Raw genomic sequence first — 13,036 nt, 5'->3', positions numbered from 1 at the left:
CCATAAAAATGAAAAAAAGAATACTTATAGGAATTGGAATTACACTTTTATTAGCTTCTTGCAACACAGTTAAAACTATAAAGTTTAGTCCAAAAAACGACGAAATTACTACAACGCCATCCTTAAAAAAATATCTTTCAACTAATCCAAATCCGAAAATAGTTTTACGTACAAACTCAAGATTAATTACCGATAACGTAACAGAAAGAGAACAAAATAATTATTTATTCAACACAATTGAAAGTGAATTATTAAAAAGCGGCTTTATTGTTAGAGACCGACAATTATTCGATAAGATTTTAACTAATTCTGACAATAATAAAAATTATAAAAACTTACAGCAAAAGTCTGATACAGATTTAATTATTGAATTGACAAATTTAGACAGAAGTATTGTTTACAAAACGAATAAGTATTATGATAATAATGGTCGTGAAAAAACATCTACAATGTTGGCTAATAAAAACTATTATGGAGCAACAATTGAGTTTAAAGTAATTATGATAAATACTAACGAGTTTGCTGGAATTTATAAGTTTAATTACGTCCCATGTGTAAATGGTTGTAATTATGGACCAACAAAGCGTCCTACAAAACGTGAACTTGATGAAATGAAAACACAAACTTACGAAGCTGTTGAAGAAGATAAATTAATTGAATTCGTGCGAAATGCAACAAGACAATTAATATCGGAAATGAAAAATTAAAAAAAGTACTACGCAAAAACACTAGTACCCTTACACAGGTTATTAATTATAGAAAACAATACATAAATAGCCTTTTTAAAGGTTTTTGTTTTGAGATTTAACAAAATTGTAAACTCTAATTACAAAGCTTAAAATGTTTAAAAGAACTCTAAACTATAAAACGGCTAGATTTAGAGGTAGAAAAAACAATAAACCTTACTAAAAATATAGGAAATAAAAACTATGAAATACGAATTACATTCTATAATAACAAGGCAAGAATATACCCGAAGCAACGACATAAAGTATGTTGCTGAAATTCAACACCTAGGACTAAGTAAATTTAGAGTATTAAAAGATACTGATTCCTATATTTTACGAAATAAAATTAACTCGCAATTTAAAACTTGGGACAATCAATGGGAGAGACAAGAAGCAAAAAGACTAAAAGACCTGAAACGATCAAATAATAAAGCTGTTGCTAATGAAGAGACGTTAGAGGCTCAAAAAGTTCTTGAAAATTTAGATAATATTTTAACACACACACTTAAAATTGATGATACAATAGATTGGTCTACACTCAAGGATAAATCAAAATTTCAAGAACCTAACCCTAAAAAACATATAAATGAAGAGTTAAATAACTTACCTATACCAGTACATACTCCTAAACCCGAAAAACCATATTCAAACCAATTTAAACCAAAATTAAGATTACTAGATTGGATAATTTCATCTAAAAAACGAAAAAAAAAGGAAACTGCAAACAGAGCTTTTCAGGAAGCCCTAATTAATTGGCAATCTAAATGCGAAAAAATAGACGAGAAATTTGATAATGAAATTGAATGGTACAATACTCAAATTAAAAGAATAAACGAAAAATATAACAAGCTTGAAGAAAAATGGAAAAAGAATAAGGAAGAATTTTATATTGAACAAAAAGAAGCTAACATAAAAATAGATAAGCTTAAAAAAATTTACCTAAACAAAGATAAGCAAGCTATTTTACATTATTGTGAAATAGTATTAAACAACTCTACTTATCCTGAATATTTCCCAAAAGATTTTGAGCTAGAGTATAATCCAGAAAACGGGATAATCATTGTTGAATATATGCTTCCGACTTTAGAGGATATGCCAACTTTAAAAGAAGTAAAATATATAACTACAAAAGATGAATTAAAAAAATATTATATTACAGAAGCAAAAAAGAGAAAAATCTATGATGAGGTTATTTATAAAATAACGTTAAGAACTATACACGAATTATTTGAAGCAGACACAGCAAGCGCTATAAATTCCGTTGTGTTTAATGGTTGGGTTAATTCAATAAACAAAGCAACAGGAAAGCCTGTTAACAATTGTATTGTTTCATTAAAGACTGATAAAAAAGAATTTGAAGAAATAGACTTATCACAAATTGATCCTAAAGCTTGTTTTAAAAACTTGAAAGGAATTGGAAGTAGTAAACTAAATGCTCTAGTCTCTATTCAACCAATTATACAAATTGAAAAATCAGACAAAAGATTTACAGAATCGTATGATGTCGCCATAGATGCAGAAGGAGAAAATCTTGCAGCAATGCCTTGGGAAGATTTTGAACATTTAATAAGGGAATTGTTTGAAAAAGAATTTAGTAATAATGGAGGTGAAGTTAAAGTGACCCAAGCCAGTAGAGATGGAGGTGTCGATGCTATCGCATTTGACCCTGATCCAATAAGAGGAGGGAAAATTGTAATTCAAGCAAAAAGATATACAAATACAGTAGGGGTTTCTGCTGTGAGGGATTTGTATGGTACAGTTTTAAACGAAGGTGCGACTAAAGGGATTCTGGTTACTACAGCCGATTATGGTCCTGATGCCTATAATTTTTCAAAAAACAAACCCTTAACCCTTATGAACGGAGCTAACTTGTTATACCTTTTAGAAAAGCATGGGCATAAATCAAGAATCGATATTAAAGAAGCAAAAAACATATTAAAACAAAAGGAATAGTCATTTATCATTTCAAAAATAATTTAATAAGTAGGCATACCCATATTTTTGAAAGAAAGTACTTTAACCCCACATAAATTCAGAGTGATATTTTAAATTTATACACTTGAGATATGAAATATAAAAAAGGCATGTACTAAACCGAAAAATTAGTGCTTGTAAATCCGCAACTAATCTTACACAAAAACGCTGGATGCAATTAGTCGCAAAAACCTAAAATTAATTATATCAGAATCATTCACGAGTTAAATTATTGTTGTTATGGAACAAAAACACGAACAAAATTTAATTATTTACAATATGGCAGACGGAAAAGCATCTGTAGCTTTATATGCCAAAGATGGTCAGGTTTGGATGAATCAAAATCAATTAGCTGAACTTTTTGACACCTCTAAACAAAATATCAGTCAACACATCTCAAACATATTAAATGACAATGAGTTAAATAAAAAATCAGTTGTAAAGAATTACATGACAACTGCCCAAGATGGGAACGATTAACAGGAATGATATAAAAGGCTAAGCTAGTAACCCTAACACAAGTCATTAAATATACAAAACCTAAAAATTAATTATATCCCGCTTTTATCCTAAAGTGCCTAGTAATTATTATTTTTGCTGAAATTTTCATAAAAAAACACCATGTACAGAACGCATACAAATGGCGAGTTAAACGCTACTAAGCTCAACCAAGAAGTAACACTAGCAGGATGGGTTCAGAAAGTAAGAGATAAAGGCTTTATGATTTGGGTAGACCTCCGTGATCGCTACGGAATTACCCAATTGATTTTTGATGAAGAACGCACCGATGCTAAGGTGATCGAAAAAGCAAAAAGCTTAGCCCGTGAGTATGTAATCCAAATAACTGGAACCGTTATAGAACGAGAATCTAAAAATCCTAATATCCCTACTGGGGAAATAGAAATTTTAGTAACTAAATTAGAAATTTTAAATACCGCAAAAACACCGCCGTTTACCATAGAAAACAACACGGATGGCGGAGAGGAATTACGAATGAAATATCGTTATTTAGATATTCGTCGGAACCCTGTAAAAGAGAAACTTATTTTCAGACATAAAGTAAGTATGGCGGTACGCAATTACCTTACCAATGATAATTTTGTAGAGGTAGAAACGCCTTATTTAATAAAATCTACTCCAGAAGGCGCTAGAGATTTTGTTGTTCCTAGCCGAATGAATGAAGGGCAATTTTACGCCTTACCACAATCGCCACAAACCTTTAAACAGCTACTTATGGTTGGCGGAATGGATAAGTACTTCCAGATTGTAAAATGCTTTAGAGATGAAGATTTACGCGCAGACAGACAGCCTGAGTTTACACAAATAGATTGCGAAATGGCATTTGTAGAGCAAGAAGATATTCTAAACACCTTTGAAGGGCTTACACGACACTTGCTAAAAGAAATCAATCAAGTAGAGGTTGAAAAATTTCCGCGCATTACCTACGACGAAGCCATGAAAAAATACGGAAACGACAAACCCGACATTCGTTTTGGGATGGAGTTTGGAGAGCTTAACGAAGTAACACAACATAAAGATTTTAAAGTTTTTAACGAAGCCGAACTCGTAGTAGGTATTGCCGTACCTGGCGCTGCCAACTATAGCCGAAAAGAAATAGACAAATTAATTGATTGGGTTAAACGTCCGCAAGTAGGTGCTTTAGGAATGGTTTATGCGAAATATAATGACGATGGCAGCTTAAAATCTTCTGTAGATAAGTTTTATACGCAAGACGATTTAAAACAATGGGCAGAAAAAACACAAGCAAAACCTGGCGATTTAATTTGTATCCTTTCTGGAGAAACCAATAAAGTAAGAGCACAACTTAGTGCTTTACGTATGGAAATGGCAGAAAGACTCGGTTTACGTAAAGCCAACGAGTTTGCTCCGCTATGGGTTATCGATTTCCCACTGCTTGAATGGGACGAAGAAACACAACGTTACCACGCTATGCACCATCCATTTACGGCACCAAAAAAAGAAGACATTCCGTTGCTTAATAGCAATCCTGGAGCGGTAAAAGCAAATGCTTACGATTTAGTGCTTAACGGAAATGAAATTGGCGGAGGTTCTATCCGTATCCATGATAAAGCTACCCAAGCCATGATGTTTGAGCATTTAGGCTTTACCCCAGAGGAAGCACAAGAACAATTTGGTTTCTTAATGGATGCTTTCCAATACGGAGCACCACCACATGGAGGATTAGCCTTTGGATTAGATAGATTGGTAGCTATACTTGGCGGACAAGAATCTATTAGAGATTTTATAGCTTTCCCTAAAAATAATGCAGGAAGAGATGTAATGATAGATGCGCCTGCTGCAATAGACCAAACACAACTCCAAGAGTTACACCTAGCCATAACACATACCTCGTAAAAATAATATAAATTGTAAAAAGCTGCTTCATCACCGAAGCAGCTTTTTTTATGTTTTATATTAAGGCGTTAGGTTGATAAAAGATAAATCAAGAATTTTTTCGGTAAGCGAAGCATTAATTATTTTACCTTGAGCAGTGATTTCTGTTTTTATAAACTGTGGTAAGTTTAATTTTTTCTGAAGAGCAGCTTGTGTGTAAAAATCCTTTCGGGTGGGATGGTTATTTGCTACACCATGAAAAACCTGTTGTTTTCCTGTGTAGCTTAATAGCTGTGTAAGTAAACGTACACAATCCTGTTGTTGGATGAGGTTTACAGGAGCGTTAGGCTTTGTTATCTGTGTTTTTCCCGACAGAAAATGTACGGGATGCCTGTCGGTTCCTAACAGTCCGCCAAACCTAACAACAAATCCTTTTTCGTTTAAGATTAAATTTTCAGCAGCTATTATATGTTTTGCGCGGTTACCTGTTGCATTAGGAACATCATTTTCTGTATAAGTAGGAATTAAATCGGTGTCTAAAAAAACACGCGTAGAGCTTGTAAATATAAGTTTGGGGATATTAAAAGCTTTACTTGTTTTGATAATGGTTTTTATCTTTTTAGGGTAGTCGGCTATTTCTTGTTTTCCAGGAGGTAAGCAAATAAAAAGCACATCTGTTTCTTTAAAAAAAGAAGCAGAATTCCCTTTAATTTCATGAGGTAATACATTTAAGCAAAAAGGTGTAATACCACTTTTTTCTAGCGTATTAAAATTTTCTATTTGCGTAGTGCTTCCTTTTACATAAAAACGTTCACTTAGCTTTTTTCCTAAAGCTATGCCTAGCCAACCACAGCCTAAAATGCTCACTGTTTTCATGGTAAAGCTATTTCTTGTTTTGTGATAATGGCATCGTTTAAAACAAAAGGTTTTGGCATCATGTCTTTATTTCTAGGCGGAACATGTACCCAAGGGTTATCGAGTAAGTCGTTGCTAGCTTCATAAATACTCAATTTAGCGGGTTTATTGTTTTTAAGAGAAAAAGAAAGGTTCAACGTGTCTTTATCAACAGCATAGTAAGTAAGAAAACTTTTATATGCTTTTGCGGGAAGTTGCTTTTGTGTTTCTCCGTTAGCTTTTACCTTAGTTAAGGTGTCGTTGCGGTCTAAAAGCAACTCCATGCGGTTAATATTTCTTTTAGGAAGAATTTTAAGCCTATAGTTTGTATAGCCTTTGTTTATAGAGTCAACGTCGCTTTTTATTTCAATATAAGCTTTGGGAATATTGATATATTCTGTTGGTTGCGCAAAAGTAAAACCAGAATTATATTTACTATGAAAAACACGGTTGTCTGTATTTTGCATTAAGCTTTCTTCTGTAAGAAAACGTTTGGTGTAAGTATCTAAAATCTGGTCGTAGCTACACCAATATGCTTTTGTTTTATTGATATCTGCAAGATAAACAAGGCTGTTAGGTTTCTGATTTTCTTCTGAAAAAGAAGCTTTTGTTTGAGCCTTAATAAAAAAGAAACCACAGGCCATTAATGCCATAAAACTAATAAAATGTTTTTTGTTATAGTTGGCGAAAATAGGCCATAATAACCCAAATAGAAGTAAACAAAGCAGGGTGGTAATGCTTAACATTTTTAAACCTAAAGCAATTGGAAAAAACTGAATTAAAGGACTAAAAATAAATATAGCAGGAATGCCTAACAGTAAAAGTAACCATGGATTAGGTTGTTTTTGACGAAATAAAATCCATAGTGAAAAAAGGGCGAAAAAAACAGGAATTATAAAATACGCTGCACCTTTAAAATAAATAGCAATCCCAGTGTTAATAAGCAACCATAAAAATAAAGGAGTTATAAAGTAAGAATTCCTATCTGTGGGGTTTTTAAATTTTTTTCGGTAAATAAAAAAGATAATGGCAATGCTTAAACAAACAAACATCGCGATATAGGCATGACCATTGGAAGTGAAACCTTGTAAATTTTCTACATATTCAGGATTTAATAGCAACATTAATTTCCATCCAAAAACCCCAACAAATACAAGCGTAAGCAAGGCTAAACCAAAATTTAAAAATCCTTTTCCAATTCCTCTTACAGATAATTTGTTTTTACGAAAACCATAGATGATCAACCCTATAAAGCCTATCCAAGCTAAGAAAACCATAGGGGTTATGTAGCTAAACGGATATTTTACAAAATGAGCAATAGGGAAATTAAAATAAACATAATCTTCTTTAGTTGTTAGGCTTTTTAAATCGGTATTTGCAAAATAAGGAATCATGTGTAAAAAATAACTAGCTTGATGCGCTAGCGATTTTCGGTCTAAGCGTTCGTAAGTATCGTTGGCAGTATGATAGTCGTAGTGGTCGTCTATAAAAGCAAAGAAAAAACTAGGAATGTTTTTGTTTTCTCTAAAAACGGTGGCATCGGTGGAGTTGGGCAAAACTTTATAAACGCTATACATTAATGAGGTAGCTAACGGATAGGGAATATCTGCATTTTGGAAAGCTTCTACGAGTTTTGCGTTTCCGGTGTTGGTTTCGATAATTGTATTTGATGGACCGCCGCTTCCTCGGGCTTCAAAATTTATCACCAGTCCGATGTTTTCTGCCCAAGGATGTTTTTTTACAAAAATTTCAGCTCCATTTAAGCCGATTTCTTCAGCGTCAGAAAAACAGATTATAATGTTATTTTTAAAGTTTTTTTGTTGAACTTTTAAGGTTCTAATTCCTTCCAGAATTACGGCCAATCCAGAAGCGGCATCGCTAGCCCCGTAAGAGGAATGTACAGCACTATCATAATGGGTTAAAACTAATAAATCATTATTGCTAGAAGGATTGGTGCCAGGTATTTTTGCAATGATGTTTTGCGGAGCCGTAAATATTCCACTGGCATTTAAATTGTATGCTTTTTGTGTATGTACTTCTAAATCTAATTTTTGTAATTCTTGTACTAAATAATTACGCACTTTGCTATGTGCTTCGGTTCCTATGCTATGAGGTTCTTGAGCAACTTTTTTTACATGTTGTAGCGCTCTGGTTAACGAAAAGTTTTCAGCTTTATCACTGCCGTAATAATTTTTAGTTGGAGTTAGCGTAGAAAAACTAAGGTAGATTAATGTGCCTAAAGCTATAAAAATTAAAAATTTGGTAAAAGTTCGCATCTGGAAAAGTTAGGTTGGTTAAAGATAGCCAAAATTTAAATACTTTGGCTATCAAACTGTTTTTGTACCTTTGTTTTTACAAAGCAAATATATGTTAGAACAAGAAAAAATAGTTTACGAGAAATCGGTTTTAATAGGTGTAATTACACAACATCAAGATGAGGAAAAATCTAAAGAATATTTAGATGAGTTAGAGTTTCTTACTTATACCGCAGGAGGAGAAGTGTTAAAACGTTTTACACAAAAGCTAGATGTTCCTAATCCAAAAACATTTATTGGAACAGGAAAAATGGAAGATGTTAAGGCTTATATCACAACGCATGATATTGGTACAGCTATTTTTGATGATGAACTTAGCCCTGCGCAGCAAAGAAATATAGAAAAAATTCTGCAATGTAAAGTAGTAGATCGTACATACCTAATTTTAGATATTTTCGCACAACGCGCACAAACAAGTTATGCACGCACGCAAGTAGAGCTTGCGCAATACGAGTATTTATTACCACGATTAACAGGTTTATGGACGCACTTAGAACGCCAACGAGGAGGTATCGGGATGCGAGGGCCTGGAGAAACTGAAATAGAAACAGACCGCCGTATAGTACGCGATAAAATCACCTTGTTGAAAGGGAAATTAAAGGCTATAGATAAACAAATGGCAACGCAGCGAGGCAATCGAGGTCAGTTGGTTAGGGTTGCTTTGGTAGGTTATACAAACGTAGGGAAATCTACCCTGATGAATGTAATAAGTAAAAGCGAGGTGTTTGCAGAAAATAAGCTTTTTGCGACTTTAGATACTACTGTGCGTAAGGTGGTAATACGTAATTTACCTTTTTTACTTACCGATACCGTTGGTTTTATCAGGAAGCTTCCAACACAATTGGTAGAGTCGTTTAAATCTACTTTAGATGAGGTTCGAGAAGCTGATTTATTATTACACGTTGTAGATATTTCGCACCCTAATTTTGAAGAGCATATTGCTTCGGTAAATCAAATTTTAGCCGAAATTAAAAGTGCCGATAAGCCTATATTGATGGTTTTTAATAAAATAGATGCCTACCAGCCAGAACCACTGGATGAAGATGACTTGGTTACTGAAAAAACACCAGCACATTATACTTTGGCTGAATGGAAAAAAACTTGGATGAATAAGGTAGGCGATCAAGCTCTTTTTATCTCGGCAGTGAATAAAGAAAACATCGAGGAATTTAGAAAAAAAGTGTACGAAGCTGTGCGTAAAATACACATCACGCGATTTCCGTATAATAATTTCTTATACCCCGAATACGACTTATATACTGGAGAGGAAGAATAAAACTAAAAATAAGCCCTTAGCTGTATGCTGCCTGTATGAATCGTGTTAGAATTTTTACTTTTCCTGCCAAAATAAGAAAAGTTAAGGTCTAGAAAATCGGTGAGTTTTCGTTGGGCTAAAAGCGTCCAGGTAAAATTCTTTTCTGGTTGTAAACCTTGAAGCATTTGGTAAGCAACAGGCGATAGGGCATTGCCGTCAAATTTATTATAGATGTAGTTAAACTCTCCGTTAAACGTATATTTTTGTGTGTTTGCAAACATAAACGCAGTTCCTAATTTATGTTGAGTAAGATGCTCTTTGGTAGATTTTTTGTTTTCCTGAAGTTGATACTGGTAAAATATAGAGAAGCGAGTATTATCGCCCAATAAGTACGAAACTTTAGGGTTTGCTAAAAAAGCGTCGAGCTCGTAGTCTCTGTTGCTAAAATTAGCTGCCCAGTTTTCGGTAGTGTTAAATTGTGTTTTTTGCGAAATTAACCAGCTTTCTTGTATTTTATGGTTGAAATCTAATACATGACTATTTATTTTGTGTTCTTGCAAACCGGTAGATAAAAGGTTTTTATTACGAGAGCTAAGGTAAGTGTAAGAGGTTGTGTAACGTTGTTTCCCACGATTAAAAAACAAGGTGTTTCTAAAGTTAATATTGCTAGCCAGTTCATTTTCATATAAAGCAAAAGGATTGAAATGAAAATCATGACCGGTTTTAGCTATTTTTTTCTCTATAAGGTATGAAGTTTGGTTATGGAAGTGTGATACAAACTTTTTAAAACCTTTCTTGTTTTGCCATTGGCTGAAATTAATATTTAACAGTTGGCTAAATCTTGTTTGGTTGGTTTTTACATAAACTTGGTTGGGCAATAAAACGCGTATAAATTTAGCTTGATCGGGATAAGGAGAAATCTCGAATTCTTCCAATTCCTGAATACCATTTTGGTTATAATCATTCCAAGTATATTTTCCTTCTCCTGGGTTTACTTCAATGTAAGTAAACTCTTGTTGAGCCAGTTTCCCACTACTGGTTTCGTAAGTTGTGTTAAGGTTTATTATTTTATTCCATAAAAACTGCTGATACAGGAGTCTTGTATTTAATGTTTTTTCATCCTCTTTCTGTTTGTCTTTATTTTTCAACAGTCTATAATTTGCAAATAGTTCAAGTTTGCTGTTTGTATTTTTGATAAGTTGGCTATTTAGGTAATAGGTGTGAGATTTACTTACTTCCTGTAGGCGCATGTTTTGCAAGCTATCGTTTATGCGGTGTTTATAACCAGCTTGTAAAAAAACCTTGGTGCTATCGCCTATGCCCGAGAACACTTCATAGCTGCTAAATTTATGACTATCACTACTAATGCTTTGGGTAGTTTTGTTGTATTTCTCGTTGTTTTCGTGGGTGGTTTTTACACCTACCCAAACCGGTTTTAAGGAATATATGCTAGAGATATGATAGCGTAAAAAATTGGTGTTTTGTGTTGTTGCGTTACTGCTTAAGTAGCTTCCGTTGGCATAAACCTGTAGGTTTTTATGTTTATAAAAACTGGTTATGTTGTGTTTATTACCCTTATAATTTTGCCTATAACCTAATTCTTGAAAAGCATAACGTAGTTGCCCTCTTTTTTGGTGTTCCAAAGCAAGTTCGGTTGTTATAAAATGTTGGTTGCCTTTTGGAAGTTCTAGTAGGTTTTCTAAATTCCAATTTCTATTGAATTCCACATCGTATAAGCGTTCTATACTCTTGTATTTCTCGTCTATTATATTTGCTTCTGCAGAAGCATACATCGTTAAAAGACTATCTTTAGATTTAAACAAACGTTGTTTAGCTTTTATACGTCCTGCAAAACCGTTGGTGCTTGTATCGTCTATCGAGGAGAATAAATTTTCATCGTTTTTACTTCCTGCAAGTTCAAAACCAATATGTGTTTTTTCGTTAGGGGTATACGTTCCGTTAACAACCGCAAGTTGAAGTTTTGTTGGGGGCTTTAGACGAATTACAGGTGCATAATCGCCTTGAGGCTCTCCGTTTTCTGGTGCTGTATATTCGTATATTTTACTGATAGCCGAAGTATATTGGTCACTTAATTTATAATTGCCAAGACCTTCGCCTACATAGGAAAAACGCACAGCATATAAATCGTCTTCTGGGTTGTTGGAATAAACAAAAACTTCTGTGCCGTTTATAAGTTGTTTGGTATATAATATTTTGTTTTCGTTATAAGTATCAGGAATAGCACTTGGAGCAATCATTTTATCGGGATTATTTCCCGCTTCTGCTAAAATTTGTTTTTGGTTATCGCTAAGGTTTTGTTGTAATGGTTGGTTTTTTAAATCGTTTTCAGAATAAACAAAAGCACCAATACTAAACTTTTCGTTTTTATGTTCTGCACCACCAGTTGCAATAACACGAGAATAATTACGCTCGGTATATTGAAACTCAATGTTAATTCTCATATCGGAAGTTATGGGAAAAGTAGCGTTAAAAATAAGTTCTCCTGCATTGTAATCGATAAGGTAATCGTTGTTTTCGCCACGTTTAAGCAGTTGCCCGTTTACAAAAACACGTTCGCTTCCAGAAACAATAAGGGTGTAAAGTTCTCCATTTGGGCCAGAAAGTTTATACGGACCTTGATTACCTTCTTGTGCGGTAAATTGATTTCGGGTAAAAACGCCCTTTACAAGCGCTCCAGCTACAAAGGCATGTGTAGGGTTGTTTTCTGAATTAAGGTCGGCTTTTACCGATAGTCCTTGTACTTTTTTCTGAAAAGATGCAAAATAAGAGGTGTTATTAACAAGGTCTATGTCTCCAGCACGTACTTGCCAATTTTTACCGATAAGCTCGATAAAAATTTGGTCAAACTCATTTAAATTTTGCGAGTATCCAGCTTCTTGTACAGGAACATTTGCATCTTGTATAGAAGCTCTAATGCTTACATTATCGCTTATTTTACCTGTAATTTGTAGGTCTAATTCTGAGTCTAAAACAGTGTTCTGGTTATTTCCTGTGGTAATGCCTCGCGCAATGCTACCCGAGGTGTTCAATCCATCAAATAGTGGTTGTGTTGTATTTTGTTGTTGTTGGTTTAGTTTGTATACCCTAGAGAGGTTATCGGTGTTTTCTATGATATCTTCTTCAGAGAACTGCTGATAGGTTTTGGTTAAGAAACGGGGAAATTTACGGTAAGTTATGGTGAGGCTGTCTAACTGTTTTTTAAGATTTTCATGAATAAAAATTCTTCCATTAGGAAAATCGGTAGTGTAAAATGTGCTGTCTAAAGCTTGTCCGTTTTTTTGTAAAACCGCAAATCCGAAAGGGTTGATGCTTTCGTTTTCGATAATAATGGTGTCGCTTACGCTAAATTTTTTGGTATGCGTAAGCTTAGGGTAATCCTGGGCAAAAAGCCCTAACCCAAAGCATAAACAACATGTAAGTAATAAAAAACGCATACAGTAACAAAACTATTACAATTCTAGAATATTATAAGCATCTGTAATTTTAAGTTGTAA

8 protein-coding genes are annotated in these 13,036 nt (G+C 33.8%); 5 read left to right on the top strand and 3 right to left on the bottom strand.

The features are described 5' to 3' along the window. The first annotated feature begins 8 nt into the window (after positions 1-8). From GGR32_RS02685 to aspS, 4 genes are all read left to right on the top strand, one after another. Positions 9-707, top strand: coding sequence for a hypothetical protein (locus GGR32_RS02685; RefSeq protein ID WP_183476109.1), 699 nt, complete (start codon positions 9-11; stop codon positions 705-707). A gap of 222 nt (positions 708-929) precedes the next feature. Beyond that, positions 930-2,681 carry a restriction endonuclease gene (locus GGR32_RS02680; protein WP_183476106.1) on the top strand — a complete coding sequence of 584 codons (1,752 nt, stop codon included), beginning with the start codon at positions 930-932 and terminating at the stop codon, positions 2,679-2,681. A gap of 261 nt (positions 2,682-2,942) precedes the next feature. Then, positions 2,943-3,182, top strand: coding sequence for a virulence RhuM family protein (locus GGR32_RS02675; RefSeq protein WP_183476105.1), 240 nt, complete (start codon positions 2,943-2,945; stop codon positions 3,180-3,182). Between the two features lie 141 nt (positions 3,183-3,323). Then, positions 3,324-5,078, top strand: coding sequence for an aspartate--tRNA ligase (gene aspS, locus GGR32_RS02670; RefSeq protein WP_183476103.1), 1,755 nt, complete (start codon positions 3,324-3,326; stop codon positions 5,076-5,078). 60 nt (positions 5,079-5,138) lie between these two features. Here the strand turns inward: aspS and GGR32_RS02665 are convergent, their stop codons facing one another. Both GGR32_RS02665 and GGR32_RS02660 read right to left on the bottom strand, forming a co-directional pair. Then, positions 5,139-5,933: a Rossmann-fold NAD(P)-binding domain-containing protein gene (locus GGR32_RS02665; protein WP_183476101.1), complete on the bottom strand. Its 795-nt coding sequence runs from the start codon at positions 5,931-5,933 to the stop codon at positions 5,139-5,141. Further along, positions 5,930-8,227, bottom strand: coding sequence for a M20/M25/M40 family metallo-hydrolase (locus GGR32_RS02660; protein WP_183476099.1), 2,298 nt, complete (start codon positions 8,225-8,227; stop codon positions 5,930-5,932). Before GGR32_RS02660 ends, GGR32_RS02665 begins: the two co-directional genes overlap by 4 nt. Before the next feature lie 91 nt (positions 8,228-8,318). Here GGR32_RS02660 and hflX point away from each other — a divergent pair, with 91 nt between their 5' ends. Continuing rightward, a complete protein-coding gene (gene hflX, locus GGR32_RS02655; protein WP_183476096.1) occupies positions 8,319-9,542 on the top strand; it encodes a GTPase HflX in 1,224 nt (407 codons plus the stop codon). 2 nt (positions 9,543-9,544) lie between these two features. On the opposite strand, the gene GGR32_RS02650 is transcribed toward hflX, so the two are convergent. Then, positions 9,545-12,976 (bottom strand): hypothetical protein, encoded by a 3,432-nt coding sequence (locus GGR32_RS02650; RefSeq protein WP_183476093.1) that lies wholly within the window; start codon positions 12,974-12,976, stop codon positions 9,545-9,547. Positions 12,977-13,036: the final 60 nt, after the last annotated feature.

Origin of the sequence: Mesonia hippocampi, assembly GCF_014197445.1 — a bacterium.
GTDB lineage: Bacteria > Bacteroidota > Bacteroidia > Flavobacteriales > Flavobacteriaceae > Mesonia > Mesonia hippocampi.
Note: the sequence above shows the minus strand (reverse complement) of the source record. Positions and strands in the feature narration are given on the sequence as shown.

What these genes read in the sequence shown, in the direction of transcription:
- GGR32_RS02685 (WP_183476109.1), top strand. Translation starts at nt 9, where the DNA reads ATGAAAAAAAGAATACTTATAGGAATTGGAATTACACTTTTATTAGCT.
- GGR32_RS02680 (WP_183476106.1), top strand. Translation starts at nt 930, where the DNA reads ATGAAATACGAATTACATTCTATAATAACAAGGCAAGAATATACCCGA.
- GGR32_RS02675 (WP_183476105.1), top strand. Translation starts at nt 2,943, where the DNA reads ATGGAACAAAAACACGAACAAAATTTAATTATTTACAATATGGCAGAC.
- aspS (WP_183476103.1), top strand. Translation starts at nt 3,324, where the DNA reads ATGTACAGAACGCATACAAATGGCGAGTTAAACGCTACTAAGCTCAAC.
- GGR32_RS02665 (WP_183476101.1), bottom strand. Translation starts at nt 5,933, where the DNA reads ATGAAAACAGTGAGCATTTTAGGCTGTGGTTGGCTAGGCATAGCTTTA.
- GGR32_RS02660 (WP_183476099.1), bottom strand. Translation starts at nt 8,227, where the DNA reads ATGCGAACTTTTACCAAATTTTTAATTTTTATAGCTTTAGGCACATTA.
- hflX (WP_183476096.1), top strand. Translation starts at nt 8,319, where the DNA reads ATGTTAGAACAAGAAAAAATAGTTTACGAGAAATCGGTTTTAATAGGT.
- GGR32_RS02650 (WP_183476093.1), bottom strand. Translation starts at nt 12,976, where the DNA reads ATGCGTTTTTTATTACTTACATGTTGTTTATGCTTTGGGTTAGGGCTT.